The 24,528-nt window shown below is 74.2% G+C and carries 16 protein-coding genes; 8 read left to right on the top strand and 8 right to left on the bottom strand.

The annotated features are described in order from the left end of the window. The first annotated feature begins 151 nt into the window (after positions 1-151). Positions 152-4,912 carry a hypothetical protein gene (locus ABZ128_RS20305; protein WP_356850004.1) on the top strand — a complete coding sequence of 1,587 codons (4,761 nt, stop codon included), beginning with the start codon at positions 152-154 and terminating at the stop codon, positions 4,910-4,912. A gap of 209 nt (positions 4,913-5,121) precedes the next feature. On the opposite strand, the gene ABZ128_RS20310 is transcribed toward ABZ128_RS20305, so the two are convergent. Continuing rightward, positions 5,122-5,265: a hypothetical protein gene (locus tag ABZ128_RS20310; RefSeq protein WP_356850006.1), complete on the bottom strand. Its 144-nt coding sequence runs from the start codon at positions 5,263-5,265 to the stop codon at positions 5,122-5,124. Positions 5,266-5,592: 327 nt separating this feature from the next. Between ABZ128_RS20310 and ABZ128_RS20315 the strand changes: the two genes are divergently transcribed. After that, positions 5,593-6,042, top strand: a complete 450-nt coding sequence (locus ABZ128_RS20315; RefSeq protein ID WP_356850008.1) for a PRC-barrel domain-containing protein — start codon at positions 5,593-5,595, stop codon at positions 6,040-6,042. Positions 6,043-6,098: 56 nt separating this feature from the next. Here ABZ128_RS20315 and ABZ128_RS20320 read toward each other — a convergent pair whose 3' ends face one another. Both ABZ128_RS20320 and ABZ128_RS20325 read right to left on the bottom strand, forming a co-directional pair. Continuing rightward, the gene (locus tag ABZ128_RS20320) at positions 6,099-7,070 is read right to left on the bottom strand and encodes a zinc-binding dehydrogenase (protein ID WP_356850009.1); all 972 of its coding nucleotides are present in this window, start codon (positions 7,068-7,070) and stop codon (positions 6,099-6,101) included. Positions 7,071-7,131: 61 nt separating this feature from the next. Then, positions 7,132-8,859, bottom strand: a complete 1,728-nt coding sequence (locus tag ABZ128_RS20325) for an ATP-binding cassette domain-containing protein (RefSeq protein WP_356850011.1) — start codon at positions 8,857-8,859, stop codon at positions 7,132-7,134. Positions 8,860-9,122: 263 nt separating this feature from the next. Here ABZ128_RS20325 and ABZ128_RS20330 point away from each other — a divergent pair, with 263 nt between their 5' ends. Continuing rightward, on the top strand, positions 9,123-11,675 hold the full coding sequence (locus tag ABZ128_RS20330) for a discoidin domain-containing protein (RefSeq protein WP_356850012.1): 2,553 nt from the start codon (positions 9,123-9,125) through the stop codon (positions 11,673-11,675). A 58-nt stretch (positions 11,676-11,733) separates the two neighbouring features. Here the strand turns inward: ABZ128_RS20330 and ABZ128_RS20335 are convergent, their stop codons facing one another. Next, positions 11,734-12,696, bottom strand: coding sequence for a helix-turn-helix domain-containing protein (locus ABZ128_RS20335; RefSeq protein ID WP_356850013.1), 963 nt, complete (start codon positions 12,694-12,696; stop codon positions 11,734-11,736). A gap of 98 nt (positions 12,697-12,794) precedes the next feature. Between ABZ128_RS20335 and ABZ128_RS20340 the strand changes: the two genes are divergently transcribed. Next, complete coding sequence (locus ABZ128_RS20340) at positions 12,795-13,844, top strand: saccharopine dehydrogenase NADP-binding domain-containing protein (protein WP_356850015.1); 1,050 nt, start codon at positions 12,795-12,797, stop codon at positions 13,842-13,844. A 126-nt stretch (positions 13,845-13,970) separates the two neighbouring features. Further along, positions 13,971-14,819: an aldo/keto reductase gene (locus ABZ128_RS20345; RefSeq protein ID WP_356850017.1), complete on the top strand. Its 849-nt coding sequence runs from the start codon at positions 13,971-13,973 to the stop codon at positions 14,817-14,819. A 54-nt stretch (positions 14,820-14,873) separates the two neighbouring features. Here ABZ128_RS20345 and ABZ128_RS20350 read toward each other — a convergent pair whose 3' ends face one another. Continuing rightward, the gene (locus tag ABZ128_RS20350) at positions 14,874-15,644 is read right to left on the bottom strand and encodes a hypothetical protein (RefSeq protein WP_356850018.1); all 771 of its coding nucleotides are present in this window, start codon (positions 15,642-15,644) and stop codon (positions 14,874-14,876) included. Between the two features lie 206 nt (positions 15,645-15,850). Here ABZ128_RS20350 and ABZ128_RS20355 point away from each other — a divergent pair, with 206 nt between their 5' ends. Beyond that, on the top strand, positions 15,851-18,109 hold the full coding sequence (locus tag ABZ128_RS20355; RefSeq protein WP_356850019.1) for a catalase: 2,259 nt from the start codon (positions 15,851-15,853) through the stop codon (positions 18,107-18,109). 128 nt (positions 18,110-18,237) lie between these two features. Further along, positions 18,238-19,977, top strand: a complete 1,740-nt coding sequence (locus ABZ128_RS20360) for a serine/threonine-protein kinase (protein ID WP_356850095.1) — start codon at positions 18,238-18,240, stop codon at positions 19,975-19,977. 8 nt (positions 19,978-19,985) lie between these two features. On the opposite strand, the gene ABZ128_RS20365 is transcribed toward ABZ128_RS20360, so the two are convergent. Further along, positions 19,986-21,023: a YncE family protein gene (locus ABZ128_RS20365; protein WP_356850020.1), complete on the bottom strand. Its 1,038-nt coding sequence runs from the start codon at positions 21,021-21,023 to the stop codon at positions 19,986-19,988. A 128-nt stretch (positions 21,024-21,151) separates the two neighbouring features. Here ABZ128_RS20365 and ABZ128_RS20370 point away from each other — a divergent pair, with 128 nt between their 5' ends. After that, positions 21,152-22,084, top strand: coding sequence for a LysR family transcriptional regulator (locus tag ABZ128_RS20370; RefSeq protein WP_356850021.1), 933 nt, complete (start codon positions 21,152-21,154; stop codon positions 22,082-22,084). Positions 22,085-22,218: 134 nt separating this feature from the next. Here ABZ128_RS20370 and ABZ128_RS20375 read toward each other — a convergent pair whose 3' ends face one another. Next, positions 22,219-23,373 carry an oxygenase MpaB family protein gene (locus ABZ128_RS20375; protein WP_356850023.1) on the bottom strand — a complete coding sequence of 385 codons (1,155 nt, stop codon included), beginning with the start codon at positions 23,371-23,373 and terminating at the stop codon, positions 22,219-22,221. Positions 23,374-23,840: 467 nt separating this feature from the next. Further along, complete coding sequence (locus ABZ128_RS20380; protein ID WP_356850024.1) at positions 23,841-24,464, bottom strand: TIGR03086 family metal-binding protein; 624 nt, start codon at positions 24,462-24,464, stop codon at positions 23,841-23,843. Positions 24,465-24,528 lie beyond the last annotated feature (64 nt).

A 24,528-nucleotide genomic window follows, 5' to 3' on the forward strand; every position in this document is an offset into this window, starting at 1 on the left:
GGCTGACGGGCTGACGGGTGATCCGAGACGGTGACGGCATCCACAGGCGGTGCAGCCCCCGGGCGGGAGCACCGCCCCGCCGTCGTCCTGACCGGTCGGCGGGCCGCGGGCGGCCGTCGGGCTGTCAGTGGGGCGTGCGACGATGCGAGACATGATCGTCTCGATGGAATCCCTGCTGCCGGCCGGCGGTGCGCACGCCTCGACCACGTACGCCGACTGGGCCGCCGCCCACGACCCGGACGCGGCCGGGACCGCGCGCGGTCTCATCGAGGACATGCGCACCGAGCTCGGCCGTTCCTGGACCAAGCCCGGCCGGTTCCTGGACACGATGGCGGCGCGGGCGCGGCGGCTGCCGCCGGCGCACCTGCCGTGGTTCTGGGACACCGTGGGCCACCGGTTGATCGGGTACGGGAGCCGGCCGGGCGGGCGGGCCTATGCTGCGGCCCGGGCGGCCGAGGCGCAGCACGGGCTTGCGGTGGACCCCGGCTACCGCCGGGCCAACGCGCTGCTGTTCGCGGCAGGCGGGGCCATGCCGGCCAAGGAGTTCGGCGCGCATCAGCGGTTCCTCGCCGAGACGCTGGAGCCGGCCGCCGCGCACACGGCGCTCGAAGCGTTCCTGACCGCGTGGGCGGGCTCGGCGGCGGACCTGCCGGCGGATCTGGTGCGCCGGGTGCGGGCCTCGGCGAAGTCGGCCGGGCACGGGGACGCGGAGGTCGCGCGCATGGTCGGCGCGATCCTGTCGGTGACGCGGAAGAAGGCCGTACCGGACGCCCTGCTGGGCGCCGCGGCGCCGATCCTGACGGCCCATCCGCCCACGGACACGGTCGCCGCCGGGCTGGTGGAGGTCTTCCCCGACGGGGTCACCGACGGCGGGCCGTGGCTGCGGGTGCTGACCGGCTGCGGCGCCGCGGACGCCATGGCGGCCGGGCGGCTGGTGCCGGAGGGCGGACTGCACCACTGGGTCGGCCGCTTCGTGCACATGTACCAGTACGCGGCCCAGTCCGGCGGCGGGGTCGGGCGGCAGCAGCTGCCGGTGGAATTCCTCGACCTGGTGGGCCGGTGGGGGCCGCGGCTGCGGGCCGAGGGCACGCCGGTGACGGTGCACACCACCCGGCACCACTACCAGGGATTCGACGCGGACGTGCTGGACGCCCTCCTGGCGGCCGGGGTGGCGGTGGTCGACCCCGGTCCGGAGATCCGGATGCGGTTCTGGGGCGAGCGGTCCCGGCGCGACCTGGCCGCGCTGGCCGCCGACCCGGTCTTCGGCCCCCGGTTGGAGGGCACCGTCCACGCGGGGCTGCTGCCGGGGTGGGCGCCGTCGCGCCGGCGCCGGGCCGGCTCCGCGGTGACACTGCTGCCGGGCAACGAAGGCATCGCCCGCGAGGTCGCCGGGCGCGTGGGCAAGCTCGTCGACACCGTCGCGGGCGGCGGCATGGCCGGAGCCGAGGAGGCCGTGGCCGAACTGGACACCCTGCTGGACCGGCCGACGGTGACGGCGCTCGGCGGGATCGCCGACGCCCTCGCCGAGGCGGGCGCGGCGGGTGCACTGCGGCGCTCGCTGGCGGCCGGTCTGCCGGAGGAACTGGCCTGGCCGGCCCTGGAGTCGGTGTACGCGGAGTTCGCGGCGGACGCCGCTCCCGAGGAGGCCGCGGACGCGGTGCTGCCCGGGGTGGCGGGGGTCACCGCCACCTGGCCGGTGCTCACCGTCTTCGGGCGGGACCGGGCGGTCGCCGTCGCCCCGGACGGGGTGCGCGGCTCCTGCCGGTTCACGGTGCCCGACGGGGCGACCATGTTCGCGGTCCACTACGTGGGCGGCTCCTTCCTGGTGAGCTGGACCCTCGCTCCGCGCCCGTACCACTGCGACACCGCCGTCTGGGCCGACCGTCCCGAGGAGCCGTTCACGCCGGACGAGCCGGGCGGCCTGGTGCCGTTCGGCGGCAGCCTGGACGGGGCGTACGGCTTCCAGTTCGAGACCGCCGACGGGGGCGGGCGGCACGGCGGCCGCCGGGTGCTGCGCCCGGGCGGCCGGGAGGGCATCGACCGGGACGAACTGCAGCTCGGCGACGGCTCGCGGATCTGGACCAACGCCGTCTTCGGAAGGCGGCCGTGGGAGGTGGTGGACCCGGTCACGGGGGAACCGCGGGGCGAGGTGGCACTGCCCGGCTTCCCGGGCCGTCCCGTGAGCACCGGTCCGGCCGCGGAGCCGTCCGAGACCGGGATGGCCCTGGCCGTGGAGGCGCTGCAGCTGGCTCCGCTGCCCGCCGGTCTGGACGGCTCCCCGCTGGGGTGCCGGGACGGGCTGGTCGGGACCCGGGTGCTGTTCCGCACCCGGCACCGCGACCACGCGCCCGACCACTTCCTGGTGGAGAGCGTGGACGGGCGTACGGCCCGCTTCGACATCGACCGGCCGGGACAGGAGCCCTGGGGACTCTGGGCACCGCCGGAGGGGGCGGTGGAGGACGTGGTCCTCGCCGAGGCGCAGACCCGGACCGGCGTGCGCGCGTACACCGCAGACGGCGTCCTGCTGTGGGAGCTGGACGGGCACAGCTCGCCCCGGCACCCGCGGGGGACGCCGGTCCGGCAGGTCACCGTGTCGGGGGGCGTGGCCCTGCCTCCCGCCTTCTGGTACCTGCTGCGGACCCGGGACGCCGCCGGGTCCCGGGCGCTGCGGACCGTGCGACCGGAGACGGCGGACGCCCTGCTGACGGCCGCCCTCGCCGGTACGGAGGCACTGCGGGCCGCCGTGGCCCGGGAGGTGCCCGACGTCACCGACCCGGTGCTGGTGGAGGCGGTCGTGGCGGTGGCCGCCCGGGCCGCCCGGGTGGAGGAGCGCCGGCTCGCCCTGCACCGGCGGGTCACCCTGCTCGCGCAGGCACCCCCGGTCCCGCCGGTCCGGTCCACGCCGGACAGCGAGCTGATCCCCGCGCTGTTCGGGCTGGTCACGGACAGCGGCTACCGGGACGCCTGGCAGCGGACCACGTACCCGGCGCTGCCCGCGACGGTGAGTGCGCTGGCCGCCGACGGCGCCTGCCTGGCGGGGAGCATCTCCGAGGAGGTGCGCCGGCTCGCCCCGCCGGCGTTGCCGCGCAACTGGTCACAACTGCTGGGCGCGATCGACGCGGTGGCCTGGCGGGCCGCGGTGGCGCCGACGCCGGACGCGGCGCGGACCGCCCTGGTCGCACTGCTGGACACCTGGGCCGCTCAGCCGTTCGCCCGCGCGGGCGGCCGGTGGTGGGTGGGCCGCGCGCCGGGCGAGGTGCTGGACGCGCTGCGGGAGGCCGGCATCGCGGTGGCGGCGGGCGGCGGGCGGGGCGCGGGAGCGGGGCACTGGTTCGTGGCGCCGGCGTCCGAGGACGCGGGCGGCGATCCGGTGCCTGCGGCGGTGCCCGAGGCACGGGCGGTCCTGGTGGAGCGGGACGACGCGACGCGGCTGCGGGCCCTGCTCGCCGCGATCGACGCGCACGGGCCGGTCCCGGTTCCGGAGTCGGCGGCCGCCCGCTTCGCCGAACTCACCGGTGTGCGCAGGGCGGTGGCACGGCTCGTGGTGGCCGGTCTGGTCGGCTGCGCCGGCCGGGAGGAGGACCGTGCCCTGGCCCGCAAGGCCCCCTACCGGGCCACACCGCAGACGGCCGAGTCCTACGAACGGCTGCGCACCCGGCTCGGTGGCGCGGGCGCCCGGGCCGTCCTGGCGGCCGCGCTGCCCGAGGACCCGGCCGAACTGTGGCGGGAGGGCGGGGTCCTGGCGGCCGTGGAACGGATGGCCGGGGTGTGGCGGGACCGCCTCGGGGCGGTGCCCGTCGTCGACGACGAGGCGGCGGAGGCCCTGGAGACGGGGCTGGGGCTCTCCGAGGTGTGGGCCCGACGGCTCGCGGGCGGGTACGGGGCCGCCGCGGACGCAACCGTGGAGGCGGCCGGCTGGGAGCTGGCGGCGCGACCGCAGGGGATGGCCGTGGAGGTGCGGGCCGTGCCGCCGGCCGGACCCGAGCTGCCGTACCGCACCCCGGTCGGCCTGGATTTCCGGCAGATGGCGTGCGCGGTGGTGTGGGCGTGGACGGACCGGCCCGTCGGCGATCCGGCGATGGCCGGCGCGCAGGCCCTGTACGAACGGCTGCGGTGCGAGCTGGACCGCCCGGAGCTGCTGGTGGAGCTGCCCGGCGGGCGGGTGCAGGACACCTCGGCGCGGATCGCGCAGCGGTTCGGGCCGGAGCGGCTGCCGGTGGCGATGGACCGCCGCACCGAGGAGGGGCCGGCTCCGGTGACCGCGTACGACTCCGGTCCGCTGGTGGTGTGCGCGCCCGGCGGCTCCTCCTTCCTGCGGCCGGCGGCGGTGGCCGACCCGGAGGTCTGGCGGCGCGTCCGGGAGGTCACGGACCTGGGCGAGGAGCTGGACCGGGTGGCGCCGCTCCTGGTCGGCGGCGGCCTGGAGCGGATGATGCTGCGGGCCCGTTCGACGGCGGTGCCGGCCGGGGCGTACGAGGCGGATCCGCGGCAGTCCTGCCCGGAGCTGGTCGAACGCGCGGCAAAGGCGCTCGGGGTGGGCGCGGACGCGGCGGCGCTGTACCTCCAGGTGGCGACGCTGGCCGCACCCACCGACCGGAACGTACGGCGGTGGAACGGCTGGTCGGCGAAGCGGCACGCCGAGGCCCGGACGGAGCTCCTGGGCACGGGCGCAGTGGTGGAGGCGAAGCGGGCGCGGGCCGGCCGCTCCGTGTTCCTGCCCGGCGACTGGACCGAACTCAAGGCCCCGCACCTGCCCTTGGAAACGGCGAAGCTTGCGACGCACCTGGTGCGGCCGCTGTGGGGCGGTCGGATCCACTCCCCGTTCGGGCGGATCCTGCCGACGGCACCGCTGCACGAGATGTTCACGGAAGCCTGGGAGCGGCTGCACGGCGAGGCCGGCGGTACCGGCTGAGGTCCGCGACCGGCGGCCGGTACCGACCCCTGGATGGGGGTCGGCACCGGTCCGTACGCCGACGTCGGGCTCCCTCCCTGCGCCGTCGGCGGTGGCAGGCGCCCGTGCCCACCGCAGGAGCGGGCAACAGGCCGGGGATCCGCCGGCCCCCGGAGAACCGGTATCCAGCGGGGCACTCTCTCGCCCCAGGGCTGGACCAGGCCCATCTGTCACCGGCCCGCGCCCGGCTGCCATCCGGCCGGCAGGGCGGGCAGGTCCGCGCGCGTGAACGTGAAGCTTCCTTCGGTGACCGGGGCGAAGGGAGCGGGGGCCATGCAGGTACCGACCCGGGGCATGACGGGCTCGCCGCCCACGACGTCGAGGTTGCCGACGCCCCGGCTGAAGGCGAACCGGCCGCGACCGCGAGCGGCCGGGCAGCCCGGCCCACGGCCGAGGCGAAGGAGGGACGGTCCACAGCCGCCGAGGTCTTCATCTCGCCGGGAACCGCGAAGATCCACGCCGCCGACATCCAGACCGAGCTGAAGACCGGGAACCGCGTCGGCATCGCCGCCTGGGCCGGGCAGGGGGCCGGCCACCCCGGAGCCGTGGGCCGGCGTGCGGACCCGCCGGACTTTTCGCAGGCCCGCGGCGGGGTAGCCGACCAGGGAAAGAGAGCGCGGCAGGACAGACGAGGAGCAGCGGTGATCACTCAGGAGCAGCTCGCAGCCATGGCCGGCTGCACGGCTTACACGAGCGGGGGCCAGCGCGTGGGCGGGGTGGAGTACGTCCTGGTGGACGACACCACCGGCAGGCCCGAATGGGCACGGATCACCGACCGGGCCTCGGGGCTGGGCGGGGTCTTCGTCCCGCTGCGCCACGCGGTGCTGGAGGAGGGGCGCCTGGTCCTCCCGTATCCGGTGGCGGTGATCGAAGAGGCTCCGTGCGCGGCGCTGGACTGCGGCAGCGTGCTTTCCGTGGCGGAGGAGCAGCAGCTGTTCGGGCACTACGACCTGAGGGACGTCCGCGAGGAGGTCAACGCGGAGGCGGGCGCGGGCTGGGGACAGATGGACCGGGCGCAGGCCATTCACGAGGGCACGGCCGGCCACGAGCACACCCTGTCCCGTCTGCGGCCGGCCCGGCCCGGGCGGTGACCCGGCTCGGCTCGGCTCGGTGAACCGGGCCGGGCCGGGCGGGCCCGCCTGCCGCGTCAGACGGTGAGCACGGCCTTGCCCACGAGCGCGCGGGACTCGATCGCCTCGTGCGCCGATGCCGCGCGGTCGAGGGGGAAGGTGGCGCCGATCACCGGGCGGAGGGCGCCTTCCGCCGCCTTGCGCAGGGCCCGCCCCGCGAGCTCGGCGTGTTCGGGGGCGGTCAGCTGCACGTCGGCGATGCCGAGCAGGCGGACACCGCGGGCCGCCGCATCCGCCGGATCCACCCGGGCGAAACCGCCCGTGGGGGCGCCGTGGGCCGAGAACCGACCGCCCTCGGCGACCAGGGAGAACGCGGCCATCCCGACCTCCCCGCCCACCCCGTCCAGGACGACGTCCGCAGCCGCGCCGCCCAGTGCCTCGCGGGCCCGCTCCACCCACTCGGGGCGGGCCGCGTCGACGACGGCGTCCGCGCCCAGTTCCCGGACCAGGGCGGTCTTGCGGTCACCCCGGGCCACACCGATCACCCGTGCGCCCGCGGCCTTGGCCAGCTGGACCAGTACGGTGCCCATGCCGCCCGAGGCGCCCGTGATCACGACCTGGTCGCCCGGCCCGACAGCCGTGGTGGCCAGCAGCCGGGCCGCCGTCACGCCGTCGTGCACCAGGGCCGCGGCGTCCGTGAAGGAGACCTCGTCGGGTACGACGGCCAGCGCCTCGGCCGGGGCCACGGCGAGCTCCGCGTAGCCGCCGGTGGAGCCGATCGAGGCGACGACCCGGCGTCCGGTCCACGCCGGGTCGACGCCCTCTCCGGTCGCCCGGACCGTGCCGGCTATGCCGCCGCCGGGGACGTACGGAGGGACCACCGGGAAGAACTGCCGGCCCCAGCCGCTGCGCACCTGGGTCTCCACGTAGATCGTGTCCACGGCGGCGACGGCGACCAGCACCTGCCCCTGTCCCACCACGGGCTCGGGTACCTCCACCGGAACCAGTACCTCCGGACCGCCGAACTCGATCGCGTGTGTAGCGCGCATGGCACCCACCCCTCACCTCGGCCGCCGGACCCTCCGGCGGCCGCGCCGTGAGTCTCGAACATCAACTGCGGTTGAGGTCAAACGAGCAGGGCGCCGCCTTTCCCGGCTCCCGGCCGGCCCGCTCCGGTGTCGGCCGTCGGCGCGCCCGGGAGATCGGCTGGGACTCCGCCAACTCCAGTCGCCGCCCGGTGAATCCGGACCGCAGGCGCCTGTCGTGGGTGACCACGATCAGCGTGCCGGAGTAGTGGGACAGGGCCGCCTCCAGGTCCTCCACCACGGCCGGGGCCAGGTGGTTGGTCGGCTCGTCGAGCAGGAGCAGGTCGAGCGGGGCCGCCGCGACCAGCCGAGCCAGCTCCAGCTTCCGGCGCTGCCCGGCCGACAGTGCCCGTACCGGCGTGCCGAGGTCGGCAGCGGTGAGCAGGCCGAGGTCGGTGATCCGCCCGGCGCCGTGCGCGCCGAACAGCTCGACGGCGGACCGCGGTTCCCGTGCCAGCGGGTCGTCCTGCCGCAGAAGGCCGACGCGTGCGGGGGCGCGTACGGTGCCTTGCCGCGGGCGGAATTCACCGGCGAGCACGTGCAACAGGGTGGACTTGCCCGCGCCGTTGGGGCCGGTCACCAGCAGCCGCTCCCCCGGCTCCAGCCGGAACGAGAGGGGTGCCGGCCGGCCCGGCACGGCGAGTCCGTCGACTTCCACCACCCCTCCGTCCACCCCTTCGGCGGCGCCAGTGCCAGTGCCGGTGCCGGCAACGAAGCGGCCGGTGAAGGAGAGCGGCTGCGGAGGCCGCGGCACCGGGTCCTCGGTCAGCCGCTGCAGCCGTTCCCGGGCGTTGCGGATCCGGCTCGTCGCGCCGTGCGTGCGCGAGCGGGCCCGGAAGGCACCGGCCCCGCTGAACGCACGCGGTCCCTTGCGCGGGATCTCGCCGAGCCGTCCGACGTGGTGATCGGCGAGGCGGCCGGCCCGGCGGGTCTCCTCCTGCCATCGCGCGTACTCCCGCTCCCAGCGGGCCCGGGCGGTGGCGCGCGCGGTCAGGTGGCCGGCGTAGCCGTTGCCGTGGCGGTGGACGGTGTGCCGGTCGCGGTCCACTTCGAGGATCGTGGTCGTGACGCGGTCCAGGAAGAGCCGGTCGTGGGTGACGGCGACGAGCGTGCCGCGGTGGGCGAGGAGGTGTTCCTCCAGCCAGGCGACGGCCTCGTCGTCGAGGTCGTTGGTCGGTTCGTCGAGCAGCAGCAGCTCGGGCTCGGCGGCGAGGGCCGCCGCGAGGGCGAGCCGGGAGCGCTGTCCGCCGGAGAGCGTGCCGAGCCGGCGGTCCGGATCGAGCGGGGCGCGCTCACCGAGCCGGTGCAGGGTGGTGGCGACCCGGCGTTCGGCGTCCCGGCCCCCGCGCGCCTCGTATTCGGCCAGCAGCCGTTCGTAAGCGGCGAGTTCGTCCGGCCCGGCCAGGTGCAGCCGGGCCTCGGCCGTGCGGATGCGGCGCTCCAGGTCGCGCAGGTCTGCGAGCGCCAGGTCGAGCGCGTCGCCGACCCGCGCGGTGGCGGGCAGGTCGAGGGTCTGGGGGACGTACGCGGCGCCGCCGGGCGCCCGTACGGTGATCTCCCCGTAGTCGGGAAGCTCGCGGCCGGCGAGCAGCCGGAGGAGGGTGGACTTGCCGGAGCCGTTGTCGCCGACGACCCCGACCCGTTCGCCGGGGCGGACCGTACAGCTGACCCGGTCCAGGACGACGTGGGTGTCGTAGCGCTTGCCGACCTCGGACAGGACGATCTGGGTTGCGGCGAGTGGTGCAGTGCGCAAGCGGGTTCCTTCCGGTGGACGACAGGACGCGCACGAGCTGTCGAGACGAACCGTCTCGTCTCATGCAAGGCGTAACCTAGCGGCCTGCGCCCGGCGACGCAAGACGTTTCGTCTCGCCAGACGTCCGGCCCGCCGCACTCCTTCCACACTCCGCCCCTCGTCGGCTTCCGTGCGGTTTTGCGCCAACTCCGCTGCATGTAGCACGAGTTGATATGTCACTGACCTAACTTCTAGGGCATGCCGGTTCGCCCCAGGAGGTCAGATTGCAGTCCAGGCGCCACCTCGCCGCTGTCCGTGCGCTACGGCGTTCCCACCTGCTCATCGCCTTCGCCCTCGGCTCACTGCTGATCGGGCTGACTCCGTGGCTCGGGGCCGCCGGCCCGATGGCGGCCGGCCGCGCCCCGGCGCCCCGGCCCGGACCCACGCCCTTCGACCAGCAGGCGGCCACGCAGTCACCGCACCACGGCATCGTCCCCGCGAACGCCATGGAACCGGCGGCTCCCGTGCTCGACCGGACCGGCTGGACCGCCACGGCGAGTGACGAGGAGACCAGCAGCGAGAACGGCCGGGGGGCCAACGTGCTCGACGGCAACACCAGCACCATCTGGCACAGCAAGTGGAGCGGCACCCCCAGTCCCCTCCCCCACAGCATCACCATCGACATGCACCGCACCACGGTCGTCTCCGCACTGGTCTACGTTCCCCGCCCGGACGGGGCCAACGGGCGCGTCGGCGAGTACAGCATCAGCGCCAGCACGGACGGTCAGAACTGGGCGGGCCCCGTGGCCACCGGCACCCTCGCGGACGACGGGAGCGCCAAGACGCTCGGATTCGCCCCGCAGGGAGCCCGGTTCGTACGGCTGACGGCCCTCACCGAGGCCGGCGGCCGCGGGCCCTGGACCTCTGCCGCCGAAATCAACCTGCTGGGCGACCCCGGCACCCCGGAAGCCACCGTCGACCTGCCCCGGACCGGTTGGACGGCCGCGGCGAGCGACGAGGAGACCGGCAGCGAGAACGGCCGGGCGGCCAACGTACTGGACGGCAACTCCAACACCATCTGGCACAGCAAGTGGAGCGGCACCCCCACTCCCCTCCCGCACAGCATCACCATCGACATGCACCGCACCGCGGCCGTCTCCGCCCTCACCTACCACCCCCGGCCCGACGGGGCCAACGGCCGGGCGGGCGCCTACACCATCACCACCAGCACCGACGGCACGGCCTTCGGCGCGCCGGTCGCCGCGGGCACCTGGCGGGACGACGACACGGTCAAGACCGCCACCTTCACCCGCGCCGGGAACGCGCGCTTCATACGCCTGACCGTGACCACCGAGGCCGGCGCACGCGGTCCGTGGACCTCGGCCGGCGAGATACGCCTCAGCGGACCGGCGAACCCGGCCGTCCACGGGGCCTGGGACCGGATCACCGGTTTCCCCCTGGTGCCCGTGGCCACCGCCACCCTGCCGGGCGACAAACTGCTGGCCTGGTCCGCCTACGCGGTCGACCGTTTCGGCGGCAGCAACGGCTACACGCAGACCGCGATCCTGGACCTGAAGACCGGCAAGGTCACCCAGCGCCGCATCGACAACACCGGCCACGACATGTTCTGCCCCGGGATCGCGATGCTGGCCGACGGCCGGGTACTCGTGACCGGCGGCAGCAACGCGGACAAGGCGAGCATCTACGACCCGGCCACCGACGCCTGGTCCCCCACCACCCGCATGAACACAGCCCGCGGCTACCAGGCCATGACGCTCCTGTCCACCGGTGAGGCCTTCGTCCTGGGCGGCTCGTGGAGCGGAACCGCGGGTGACAAGGCCGGTGAGGTCTGGTCCCCCGGCACCGGAACCTGGCGGCCGCTCCCGGGCGTTCCCGCCACGCCGGCCCTGACGGCCGACCCGGCCGGACCGTACCGCGCCGACAACCACATGTGGCTCCATGCCACTTCGGGCGGGAAGGTGCTCCAGCTCGGTCCGAGCAAGCAGATGAACTGGATCTCCACCAGCGGCCGGGGCAGCATCACCGCCGCCGGTCCCCGGGCCGACAGCGGCGACGCCATGACAGGGAACGCCGTCGCGTACGACGTCGACAAGCTGCTCACCCTGGGCGGTTCCCCCGCCTACGAGAAGACCCCCGCAACCCGGCGCGCCTACACGGTGAGCATCTCGGGAGGCCAGGCGCAGGCCGCCCGTACGGGAGACATGGAATACGCCCGCGGCTTCAGCAACAGCGTCGTCCTGCCCGACGGCAAGGTGGCCGTCTTCGGCGGACAGGCCTACCCGGTGCCGTTCAGTGACGCGACCTCCGTGCTGACCCCGGAGCTGTGGGACCCGTCGACCGGCGGCTTCACCCCGCTCGCCACCATGGCCGTGCCGCGCAACTACCACAGCGTGGCGAACCTGCTGCCGGACGGGAGGATCTTCTCGGGCGGCGGGGGCCTGTGCGGTGACTGCGCGACCAACCACCCGGACGGGGCCGTCTTCACCCCGCCCTACCTGCTCAACGCCGACGGATCGCCGAAGCCGCGTCCCGTGATCACCGCGGGCGTGCCCCCCAGGGCGGCCCCGGGCGCCTCGCTGACGGTGAGCACCCAGTCCCCGGTGGCGTCCTTCGTCCTGATGCGGGCCGCGGCCGCGACCCACTCCACCGACAACGACCAGCGCAGGGTCCCGCTCGTGTCCCGGCCCGCGGGAACGGGCGCGTACACGGTGTCCGTCCCCGCCGACCCCGGGGTGGTCCTGCCGGGCACCTACATGCTCTTCGCCCTCGACGCCCAGGGGGTGCCGAGCATCGCCCGGTTCCTCACGATCTCCTGAGCCGCCCGGGGCCGCACGGCGCTCCGAACGCTCCGCAGGCCCCGAACGCCCGGCGCGGTCAGGCCGCCCCGGCCGCGCCGCGGAACGCGCGCCGGTAGCTGTCGGGGGGCACCCCGACGATCCGTTTGAACTGGCGCCGGAGCGTCGTGGCGGTACCCATGCCGGTGGCGAGGGCGACCGCCTCGATGCTCTGGTCGGTGGCCTCCAGGAGCTCCTGGGCCCGGCGTACGCGCTGGGTCAGGAGCCACTGGAGCGGCGTCTGCCCGGTCACCGACCGGAACTGCCGTCCGAGGTGGCGCGGGCTCGTGTGCGCGCGCCGGGCCATGTCGGTCACGGTCAACGGCTGGTCCAGCCGCTCCTGCACCCAGGCGAGCAGGTACGTCAGCGAGTGGTCCCCCGTGGCCTGCACCGGTGTGGCCACGAACTGGGCCTGGCCACCCGCCCGGTGGGGCGGCATGACGAGTCGGCGGGCGACGGAGTTGGCGATGGCGGCGCCGTGGTCGAGGTGGACCAGGTGGAGGCAGAGGTCCACGGCGGCGGCCTTGCCCGCGGCCGTGAGCACGCTGCCGTTGTCGGTGTACAGCACGTCCGGGTCGACCACGGCCCGTGGATGTCGGGCACTCAGTTCCGCGGTGTGCGCCCAGTGGGTGGTGGCCCGCCGGCCGTCGAGCAGGCCTGCGGCCCCGAGTACGAACGCGCCGGTGCACAGGGAGGCCACCCGGGCACCGGAGGCGTGGGCCGCGCGCACGGCTTCGACCAGCTCGGCCGGCGGCGGATCGTCGATGTCGGCGCAGGCGGGCACGATCACGGTGTCGGCGCCGACCGCAGGCTCCAGACCGTGCCCGGGCTGGACCGTGAACGGGCCGACCCGCACCGGTCCGGGCCCGCAGAGCAGTACCTCGTACCAGTCCTGCGCGGCTTCGCCCGGAGGATTGCCGAAGATCTCGCAGGCCACCGCGAGTTCGAAGTGGAGCAGTCGACCGGCGGTCAGCAGCGCGACGGTGGGCCTCTTCGAGGGCATGTCCGAAAGTGTACGGGTGATGTCGTTCCGGACCATCACGGTCGGGTCCCGCCTGCGCCGAGACTGGCCCCGTCAGCACATCGAGAACCGGGGGAACCATGAGTACAGCGGATGCGGTAGTGGTCTACGGGGCGACGGGGCACACCGGTCGCTTCGTCGTCGCCGAACTGCGCAGGCGCGGCTTCGCCACGGTCGTCTCCGGCCGTGACGCGGCGCGGCTGGAGGCGCTGGCCGCGGAGCGGGGGGACGTGGTGGTCCGGCCGGCCACCGTGGCCGACGCGGGCTCGCTGGACCGGGCCCTGGCGGGCGCCGCGGCCGTCGTCAACTGCGCCGGACCGTTCGCGGTGACGGCGGGCCCGGTGGTCGAGGCGGCCCTGCGCGCCGGGATCCCGTACCTTGACGTCGCGGCGGAGATCGAAGCGAACGCCTCCACGTTCGCCGACCATGCCGAGGCGGCCCGCGAGGCGGGCCTGCCCGTGGTGCCGGCGATGGCGTTCTACGGTGGACTGGGCGACCTGCTGGTGACCGCGGTGATGGACGGGCGCACCACGGCCGAGGTGGTGCACGTGGCGTACGGGTTGGACAGCTGGCGTCCCACGGCGGGCACCCGGGCGGCCGGCCGGGTGTCCCGGCAGCGCCGCGCGGGCCGCCGGGTGCGGTTCACGGACGGTGCGCTGCAATACCACGACGAAAAGCCCTCGCAGCAGGACTGGCTGTTTCCGGAGCCGCTGGGCCGGCGGGCGGTGATCGCGGAGTTCACAATGGCCGATGTCGTCACCGTTCCGAGCCACCTGGCCGTCCCCGAAGTCCGCACGTACATGACGGTCGAGGCCGCGAGGGACCTGGCCGAGGAGGACACCCCGGGGCCGGAGCCGGTCGACGCCCTGGGGCGGTCGGACCAGACCTTCGTCGTCGACGTCCTGGTCCAGGCGGATGGCGCGCGGCGACGCGCGACGGCCCGGGGCCGGGACATCTACGCGGTCACCGCGCCCCTGGTGGTGGAGGCCGTCCAGCGCATCCTGGCGGGAGAGGCGCGCACCACCGGTGTGGCCTCGGCCGGCGCGATGTTCGACGCGGCGGACTTCCTCCGTGCGCTGGAGCCGTACCTGTCGGTCGAGCTCCCGCGGCCCCCGCGGCTCCCGCACTGAGGACGGCGTGGTGCCCCCGTGCGGCGGGGCTTGTCGTCCGCCACCGCGGTACGGTCGAGGACGCGACACGGCCGGACGCTGCGGCCCGGAATGCCGGGCAGCAGGTCACGTACCCGGAGGAAGCCCATGCAGACCGTCACGCTGAACAACGGCGTCGAGATGCCCGTCCTCGGCTTCGGCGTCTACCAGATCCCGCCGGAGCAGACCGAGCAGGCCGTCACCGACGCCCTGGCCGCCGGCTACCGGCTCCTCGACACCGCGGCCGCCTACGGCAACGAGGAGGCCGTCGGCCGCGCCGTCGGGAAGAGCGGCATTCCCCGTGAGGAACTGTTCGTCACCACCAAGGTGTGGATCCAGGACGCCGGCGAGGACAACACCCGGCGCGCCTTCGAGCGATCGCTGGACAGACTCGGCCTGGACCACCTCGACCTCTATCTGATCCACCAGCCGTTCGGCGACGTCTACGGATCCTGGCGCGCCCTGCAGCGCCTCCACCGGGAGGGCCTCGCCAGGGCGATCGGCGTGTCCAACTTCTATCCGGACCGGCTGATCGACCTCATCGACCACAACGAGATCACCCCCGCGGTGAACCAGATCGAGACCCACCCCTTCTTCCAGCGCACCGCCGACCAGGAGCTGATGCGGGAGCGCGGCGTCCAGATCGAATCCTGGGGGCCGTTCGCCGAGGGCCGGAACAACCTCTTCTCCCACCCGGCCCTCACCGCGATCGGCGCGGAGCACGGCAAGTCCGTGGCGCAGGTCGTCCTCCGCTGGCTCGTCCAGCGGCAGGTCGTCGTCATCCCGAAGTCGGTCAGGGCCGACCGCATGGCGGAGAACATCGACGTCTTCGACTTCGAGCTCACCGCCGAGCAGATGGCCCGCATCGCCGCCCTGGACACCGGACGTTCCCTGTTCTTCGCCCACTGGGACCCGGCCGTCGTCAGCCGGCTCGGCAACGCCCGCACCCGTACCTGACCCGTACGCGGCCTGCCGGGCGCGGCGGCGGGGCGTCTCCGGACCGCCTGCGGGTCAGTGCGGCGGCAGTTGGTCGTACGTCTTGAAGGTGTAGGTCGCGGACAGTGTCATCGCGTTGCCCTGCGCCGCCGGGAGACCGAGCCGGTCGTTGACGAGACGGCCCAGCGGGCCGCAGCCCTCGGCGGCGGGTGCGGTGAAGAGCTCGTCCTTCGCGTCGAATGCGATGACCGGCGGGTTCTTCGAGACCCACCGGGAGTCGCCCACGCGCTGCAAGCGGATCTCCAGCGGGGCGTCGCCGCCGATGACGCAGCCCTGCGGCAGCAACGGGCCGATGGCGCGATAGCGGACGGTGAACAGGCCGAGGCTGTTGCCGACCGAGTAGAAGTCTGACCGGCCGCCGTACTCGGGCTGCAGGGACAGGGAGAGCAGCGGCGGAAGCCCGTGCCCGGCCGGGTTGCCGAGGAGACCCCCGGGGACGGGCGTCGGCTCGCTGCGCAGCGCGCCCCAGACCTGGCCCTTGCTCCCGTCGGGCATGGGGCCCTCGGCGTGGGTGAGGGTCATCGGTGCGAGTGCGGGGACGTGCCGGCTTCCGAGGGTCATCGAGCCGGTGGCGGTCAGGACTTCGCACTTCCACCGGGTCGCGTCGGCACCGGCCGGGAGGTCCGGGCAGTCGCTGAAGTCGTACGAAGGGACGGGAGGCGCCTCGGCGGCGGCCGCGGGCACGGCTGCCGCGGCGGTGACGGCGGCGGCGAGAGCGGCGGCGGCTGCGAGCGCTGCGGTCCGGCGGCGGACGGCGGAGGGGCGCCGGTCAGTGGTGGTCTGCATGTCCCTCAGACTGCCGCCCCGCCCACTGCGCCGGCCTCGGGGAAGTCCCTCACCCGACCCCGATCCGGCCCTGGCGTGGCCCTGACTTGACGTCAGGTGCGACCCTGTCGGGCCTCAAAGGCGAAACCAATGGGTGTTTTACCCCGTTTAGCCTCTGTTGTTCGCGGTCATGAGTGGTACATCTGTTGCCTGGATACGGAGAGACGATGACTGCGAAGCAGCCGCTTGAGGGAAACCCCGACCGGGACGCGACCGCCGGCGGCGGCGCGGTGCCCGGCAGGCCCGGACGGGATGCGCCGCCCCTGGCCGAGCCCACCGAACCGACCGGGCCGCCGCCTCCCAAGCCGGACCAGAGCGGCCCTGAGACGGTCAGCCCCACCGGCCAGCCCACCGGCGCGGAACAGGCCCGCAACGCCCAGAGCGGGGCGTACCTGACCACGGCGCAGGGCGCCCGGCTCCACGACACCGACCACTCCCTGCGGGCGGGTGCCCGGGGGCCGGTGCTGCTCCAGGACCACCACCTGCGCGAGAAGATCACCCACTTCGACCACGAGCGCATTCCCGAGCGCGTGGTGCACGCGCGCGGCGCCGCGGCGCACGGCGTGTTCCAGGCGTACGGGACGGCGGAGTCCGTGACCAAAGCGGCCTTCCTCGCCAAGGACGCCGAGACACCGGTGTTCGTCCGGTTCTCCACCGTCCTCGGCTCCCGGGGGTCGGCGGACACGGTGCGGGACACGCGCGGTTTCGCCACCAAGTTCTACACCGAAGAGGGCACCTTCGACCTGGTCGGCAACAACATCCCGGTCTTCTTCATCCAGGACGCCATCAAGTTCCCCGACATCATCCACGCCGGGAAGCCCCATCCGGATCGCGAGATTCCGCAGGCGCAGAGTGCGCACGACACGTTCTGGGACTTCGTCTCCCTGCACACCGAGGCCACCCACCACACCCTGTGGAACATGTCCGACCGGGGCATTCCCCGCTCCTACCGGATGATGGAGGGGTTCGGCGTCCACACGTTCCGCCTGGTGGACGCCGGTGGCGCCACGACGCTCGTGAAGTTCCACTGGAAGCCGAAGCTCGGCGTGCACTCGATGGTCTGGGAAGAGGCCCAGATCACCAGCGGGACGGATCCCGACTTCCACCGCCGCGATCTCGCCGACGCCATCGAGGCGGGGGCGTTCCCCCAGTGGGAACTGGGCATCCAGACCTTCCCCGACACCCCCGACCAGACCTTCGAGGGCATCGACCTCCTCGATCCCACGAAGATCGTTCCGGAGGAGCTCGCGCCCGTGCAGCCCATCGGGCTGATGACGCTGAACTCCAACCCGAGCAACTACTTCGCCGAGACCGAACAGGTCGCCTTCCACCCCGGCCACCTCGTCCCCGGCATCGACGTCACGGACGATCCACTGCTCGCGGGCCGGCTCTTCTCCTACCTCGACACGCAGATCAGCCGCCTGGGCGGGCCGAACTTCGGCCAGATCCCCATCAACCGCCCCCAGACCCCGGTCAACGACATGCTGCGCGACGGGATGCACCAGAGCGCCGTACACGCCGGGGTCGCCCCCTACCGGCCCAACTCGCTCGACGCGGGCTGCCCCTTCCTCGCGGGCGCCGACTCCGCCGCCTTCGTCGAGACACCCGTCGAAGTGCCCGCCGCGCGCAAGGTCCGGGAGGCACCCGCTTCGTTCGCCGACCACTTCACCCAACCGCGGCTGTTCTGGCGGAGCATGTCGGCGGTGGAGCGCGAACACATCATCGCGGCCTACACCTTCGAGCTGAGCAAGTGCTACGAGCAGGCCGTGAAGGAGCGCGTGCTGGGAGTCCTCGCCAACATCGACCCGGACCTGTGCGCGCAGGTCGCCGACGGACTGGGGCTGGCGGCGCCGTCCGCCACCGTCCCACCGGCGGACGTCGAACCGAGCCCCGCCCTGTCCCAGCTCGGCCGGTCCTGGCCGATCGACGGCCGGGTCGTCGGCATCGTGGCCGATCCGACCGCCGACCTGGACGGGGTCCGCGCCACGCGGGACGCGGCCCTGCAGGCGGGCATGGTGCCGCTCGTCATCGCCCCGACCGGCGCCGCCCTGGGCACCGGCGCACACCCGGACCGGCTCACCGTCCAGCGCACCTTCGCCAACGCCCGCTCGATCGAATTCGACGCCCTCCTGTTCTCCGGGATCCCCCGGGCGGGCGCCGATGCGCACGGCGCCCGCGACGCGAAGGCCGGCGGCCCCGGGAACGGCAGCGCGGACCCGCGGGTCCTGATGCTGCTCACCGAGGCCTACCGGCACGGCAAGGCGATCGGCGGGTGGAACGGCAGTTCCCCTCTCCTCGAAGCCGCCGGCATCGCGGCGGACCAGCCCGGCATCGTCCTCGCGGACGACGGCCCCACCGCCCTGGCGAAGATCACCCGGCTGCTGTCCGACCACCGCGTCTGGCAGCGCTTCCCCACCACCGTCTGACCACGGCCGGTACGTCCTTCCGGGGCCCGCGCGACCGTGGGACGGGAACCGCTTCACATGATCATGCGCTCTATCCTTGTGGCCGCCCCGGTCGTCGACGGACGGCCGGCCAGGGAACGGAGCGTGTGGTGCCACCGGAGGAAGCAAACGGCGAAGAGCTGGTCGGTACGGTACTCGGGGGGCGCTACCGGGTGACGGCCGTGATCGGCCGCGGCGGTATGGGCGTGGTCGCGCGGGCCGTGGACGAACTCCTCGACCGGGAGGTCGCGGTCAAGGTCCTGCGGGCGTACACCGACGCTTCCGGGTCCGAACTGGCGGATCTGCGCGCCCGGATGCAGCGGGAGGCCCAGGCCGCCGCCCGTATCCGGCACGGTGGCGTGGTCACCGTCCACGATGTGACCGAGGAGCGCGGGCTGCCGGTCATCGTCATGGAGCTCGTCGACGGCCCCTCGCTCGACAACGTGCTCGCGCAGCGCGGCAGTCTGGATCCGCGTGCGGCGGCGGCGGTCGGCGCCGAGATCATGTCCGCGCTGGACGCGGCGCACCGGGCCGGGGTCCTGCACCGGGACGTCAAGCCGGCGAACGTGCTGCTGGAGCCGGGCGGACGGGTGGTGCTCACGGACTTCGGCATCGCCAGCATGGAATCCTCCGGGGACGAGGCCCTGTCCAAACTGACGCGCAGCGGTGAACTCGTCGGTTCGCTCGACTACCTGCCCCCGGAGCGCGCCCAGGGGCAGGAACCCGGCCCTGCCTCGGACATCTGGTCGCTGGGCATGACGCTGTACGCCTGCGTGGAGGGCACGTCGCCGTTCCGCCGCACCTCCGTGTGGTCCACGCTGTCGGCGATCGTCACCGAGCCGCTCCCCGAGCCGCGGCGCGCGGGACCGCTCGCGCCCGTGCTGAAGGCGCTGATGGCGAAGGATCCGCGGAGCCGTCCCACCGCCGACCAGGCGCGGGCGATGCTGGAGCAGGTGGCGGCCGGCGCCACCTCGGACCTCGCGGCGCCGGCCGGCACGCCCGGCGCCGGCCCGGTTCCCGCGGCCGCCGCGCCGACTCCGACCGCGCCCTCGTCCATGGCGCCGCCGACCATGACACCGCCGTCCACGGCGCCGCCGACCGGCGCTCCGGCCCCCGCGCCTGCCGCATTCGGGCCGCCGCCGGCGGCGGCGTCCGCAGCGGGAGCCGGAGCGTTCCGCGAGCCCTGCCCCCAGTCCGCGTACGCCGGGTACGCACCGCCCGGTCAGCCGACGGTCCCCTCGCAGCTGCCCCCACCGCGTCGCGGCGGGAGCCGGGGGCGCAGGGCCGCCCTGATCGCCGGGGCGGCCGCCGCCGTCATCGCCGCGGGCGGCGCCACGTACGCGCTGGCCGGCCCCGACGGCTCGACGGGCCGTCAGCAGGCCCGGACGGCCGTGCCGCCGGGCGGCTCCCCCGCGGCCGGCGGCCAGGCCGGCGCAGGCGGCACGGCCCCGCAGACCTCAAGGCCCTCCCGGGGCGGCCCGGCCGGCGGCCCGTCCGCGCCCGTTTTCCCGGGACCGAAGGGAACCGGCAGCCCGTCACCACGGTCGACGGCCCCGGCAGCGGCCGGGCCCAGTCCCGTTCCGACGGCCTGCGGCGGCTGGAGCCACCGGGACCCGCACCCGGGAACGTACGGCTACATGTCCGGCGACTACCACCTCGAAACCGGGCCGTACCAGAACTGCCCCGCCGTGTCCCTGGCCAAGACCGGCACCAAGGTCTGGTACCACTGCACCGTCGTCAACGCACACGGCAACAAGTGGACCTACGTCCGTATCGAGGGCACGAACACGGCCGGCTGGATGTCCAACGACAACCTCACCCGCCAGAACGGGCCTTCGACCGCGTGTTAGCCGGACGGTCAGGCGCCCGGTGCCGGGACGTAGGCGAGCCCGTGGGCTCCCGGCTCCCCCGCGCGGTCGACGTGGAGGGTCGCCACCGCCTCCGTGCGCGCCAGGTCCACCACCGTCACCGTGCTGGACGAGACCGCCGCGACGTAGCCGTACCTGCCGTCGGGTGACGAGGTGATCGTCAGGGGGAAGGCACCCACCTCCACGCGGCCGCGTTCTGCACCGTCCTTCCCGTACACGTGCAGGAGGCCCGGCGCCTGCTCCCCCAGGCCCGACCCGCCCGCCCGCATGCGCAGTTCGCCGGCGAGCACCAGATCCGTGGCGGTGACGTGGACGGGGAAGACCAGGCCGTCCGTCCGGTGCGTGCGGACCAGGGCGCCGGTGGCCGTGTCGATGACGCGCACACCGGCCCCGGGCACCGCCCCGGTGACCGTGAAGTCCCCCTTGGGGGCGGCCGCGTAGACGAACCGTCCGTCGCGCGAGATCGCGATGCCCTCGCTGCCGGGGACCTCGATCCGGCCGGCCGGACCGCCCCGACTGAGGTCGACGACCGAGAGGAAGGGCGCCTCCTTGTTCGCGCTGTACGCACGGCGGCCGTCCGGCGTGAGCGCGAACCAGTGCGGGCCGGGCGCGGCCACCGACAGCCGGCGCACCGGCTTGAGGGAGTCCGCGTCGAGCGCCACCAGGGCACCCTCCTCGGCGCCGTGCGCCTCGACGCTCACCCACAGGAACGCGCCCGACGGGTCCAGGGCGATGCCGTGCGGGGCGCGTTCCGGTGCGAGGTCGACGACGTCGAGGATCCGGCGCCGGTCGGGGTCGATGACCACGAGCTCCTGGGCACGGCCGCCGTTGGCGTGGTAGTAGCCGGAGCGGTACGTGATCGTGGCGTACAGCCGCCGCCGTACCGGGTCGAAGCACAGCTCGTGCGGCTCGCTCGGGACCTCCAGCACTCCGAGCCGGCGGAAGTCCGCCGCGTCGAAGAAGGTGATCGTGGGGCCGCTCTGGCTCGCCACGGCGAGTACGTCCGTGTCCTTCTGGGTCTCTGTCATGCCCCAAGGCTGGAACGCCGGGCGGATTAACTCCAGTGCACACCTGGCAAGGTGTGATTGCATGGGGCGAAAGGGAGCTGGTCGCACGGGAATCGGACGGGCCGGCCTGTGAGGGGGGACACAGCGCGTTGGACGGACTCGGCAGCCAGTGGGACGGACTCGGCAGGCAGTGGGACCTGAATCTGCTGGTCGCCCTGGACGCGCTGCTGGAGGAGGAGAGCGTGACGGGGGCCGCCGCCCGGCTGCACGTGTCCGCGCCCGCCATGAGCCGCACGCTCGGGCGCATCCGTACGCTCCTCGGCGACCCCGTGCTCGTACGCGCCGGACGGCAGCTCGTCCCCACGCCGCGCGCCGTGGACCTGCGGCCGCGCGTGCACGCCCTCGTCCGGCAGGCACGCGCCCTCCTCGTCCCCGAGCCCGTCGCCGACCCGGCGCGGCTGGTCCGTGATTTCACCGTCCAGGCGAGCGGGATGGTGCTCGCCGGGCTCGCCGCCCGGCTCGTCGGCGCCGTCGCCGGCCAGGCACCCGGCGTCACCCTGCGCTTCATGCCGGAGGCCCTGGAGGGCACGCCCGCCCTGCGCGAGGGCCGGCTCGACTTGGAAATCGGCGTCATCGGACATCCCGACCCGGAAACCCGGGTCGAGTCCCTCGGCCGGACCAGGCTCCTCGCCGCCGTACGCGGCGGACACCCGCTGGCGGACCGGAAGACGGTTACCGCCCGGGCCTTCGCGGCGGCCGACCACATCGGGGTCTCCCGGCAGGGGCGGGTCCGGGGTCCCATCGACGACCGGCTCGCCGAGCTCGGGCTGCGCCGCCGGGTGGTCGCCGTGGTGCCGAGCTGGGGCGCCGCGCTCTTCCTGTGCCGGGAGACGGATCTGGTCTGCCTGGTCCCGGCCGACTCCGCGACGCACCACCGGGACGCGCTGGGGCTGCGCACGTTCGAGATACCGCTGGACCTCCCGCCCGTGCCCCTCGGCATGGCCTGGCACCCGCGCAACGACGCCGACCCGGCCCACCGCTGGCTCCGCGACCGCGTCCGGGAGAGCTGGACCGGCCTGTGACCCCGTACTCTTCCCGGCCTTCTGCGTGGAGCACGGTCGAGCGTCTCGTGGCCACGGCGCCGTGCCGGTGAACCGCGGCCGCAGTCCGGACCGTGCGGGGGCAGGGGGCACCGGCCCCCTGCCCGCCTTCGGGGTCAGCGGTTGTCGTGGAGCTCCTGGTGCATCTGGGGCTGGTCGTCCTCACCCTGGGTCAGCGCGAACTTCTGGACCTCGTTGTAGCCCTTGGAGGCAATGCCGAGGATGTCCTTGTACGGGTTGACTCCGGTGGCCTTCTTGGTGCTGCCGCCGAGGAGGCCGCCGCCCACGCCGCTGACCAGGCCGTGGCCGGCGGCCAGGGGCTCGGCCGCCGCGCCGAGGACGCTCTTGGGGAGGCCGGCCATGTCGGCGTACTTGTCGCTCAGCGCATGGCGGACCATGGCGAAGAACGCGTCGTGCACGCCCGGCGGGTAGAACTTCTTGTAGAAGTCGACGGCCTGCTTGGTCATGAAGACGCCGTCGTCGGTCTTCTTCCACTCCTTGTCGCGTTCCTGGTTCCACAGGGCCTCGACCTGGTCGGCGTTCTTGGGCAGCAGCCACTTCTCGGGGGTGCCGAGGTAGTGGTTGACGTAGTGCCAGGCGCACATGAAGCCGTGGGCGTCGTCCTTCGAGACGTCCACGCCGAGGCGTGCCATGGCCTGGAGGATCTGGGTGGAGAAGACGCAGGCGGCGCCGGTGGTGTACTTCTGCGAGACCGGCTCGCCCCACTTGGCGTAGTCCCATTCGCCGCTCTTCTTGTGCAACTGGCGGACCGACGCGTGGACCAGGCGGACCTTGGTGACGTTCGCCGCCAGGGTGCCGTCGCGCATGGCGTTCTTGTTGCCCATGTCGAGGAAGAGGCGGGAGGACTGCGACAGGCGCCGGCCGGGGCCTTCGACTCCGCCGAGACGGCCGGTGGAGCGGAGGGTGAAGGCACCCGTCGGGGACAGGTACGTGCCGATCAGGCCGACCGTTCCCTGGAGCATCGAGACTTCGCCGTGGTGGTGGCCGAAGAAGCTCTCGGCGGCCTTGACGTCCGCCTCCGACCAGTCCGGCGGCGGGGCCGCGGACTCCTTGAGGAACTCCGCCAGCCGCGGCGGCAACTGCGAGAGGTCCTGGCCGGGCTTGAGCGTGCCGATGGTGCGGAACAGGGCGTTGACCCCGTCGATCTCCTTGTTGTCGATCAGGTCCGAGACCAGTGCGTCGGCCTTCGGGTCACCGACCTTGCTCGCCGCCTCAAGTTCGGCGGCGATCGTCGCTGTCGTCAATCCCACAGAGGGACTCCCATCCGAGGTGCAGGGGGTTTCGCCGCTGCGGGTGCGCCCGTCGGGCGGCACGCCCGGCGGCGGCGGCCCGGCACGGCGGCCGGGCGAGAGGATGGTCCCGGCCTCCCGGGCGTGCCAGTAAGCCCACGCGCCGAAGGGATCGTTTCGCCCTCACCCGAACGGCCGCCGAGCCCCTCCCGTACCACCGGACGACGGCCTGACGGGCCAGCTGACCTGCTGAAACGGTATTGCCCCGGGGATGCTCGGCCGTCCGGGTGATTCCGGATGCGCAGAAACGATCCCCGGGCAACGCGGTCCCTGCTCCGTGCTGTCCTGTGCGCGGCGCCCGGCCCAGCGGACCCGGCCTCGCGGGCGCCCCTGCACCGGGAGGGAGAGGAGGAGTCGACGTGACGTCACGGCCGGCGAAGGCGGCTGACGTCCCCCGCCTGGTGGGGGTCAGCGGCCTGGGCAGCGGCTCACGTGCGCGGTCGGCGGCCCGCCCAGGCCACCAGCCGGTCGATGGCCGGAGCGTCGTCGGGGACCGCCACGACCTCGCCGAAGGGCACCCGGCCGCCGCGGGTTTCGGCCGGCAGGGCGCGGCGTACCACGGCGAGCAGCCGCTCGGGCACCGCCGGGTCCCACTCGGGCTGCTGACCGGTCGCGGTGGCCAGGTCCCAGGTGTGCACGGTCAGTTCGTGGGCGTAGACGGACGCGGCGATCGCGCCCGGCACCACACCGAGCGGCAGGGTCAGCGGCTTCTCCAGGATCCCGGGGTCGGCCCAGACCGCGGCCACCTCGCGGGCCGCGGGCTCCCAGGCGGGCGCCCACTCGCCGTCCGCGAGCTCGTCGGCGAAGGACGGCACGCTGAAGGGGTCCTCGCCCCGGCCGATCACCGAGATCCGGCGCACCACGGCGACGAGGTGGCTCGACAGCCGCCGGACGTCGAACTCCTCGCAGGGGGTCGGGGCGTCGTACTGGTCGGGCCGTACGGCGGCGAGGGTGCGGCCGGCCAGATCGACGGCCGCGGCGAGGTCCAGGCGGGGGTCGACGGGGGTGGAAGGAAGCACTGCGGGGGCGTTGAACTGCTCGTTTTCGTTCATGGGCCCATCCTCGACGCCAAAGTGGCCACCCTCTGGCCTCTTTTCCCAGGTCTTCAGGGAGAAT

The sequence above is a fragment of the Streptomyces sp. NPDC006326 genome, assembly GCF_040612915.1.
Lineage (GTDB): Bacteria > Actinomycetota > Actinomycetes > Streptomycetales > Streptomycetaceae > Streptomyces.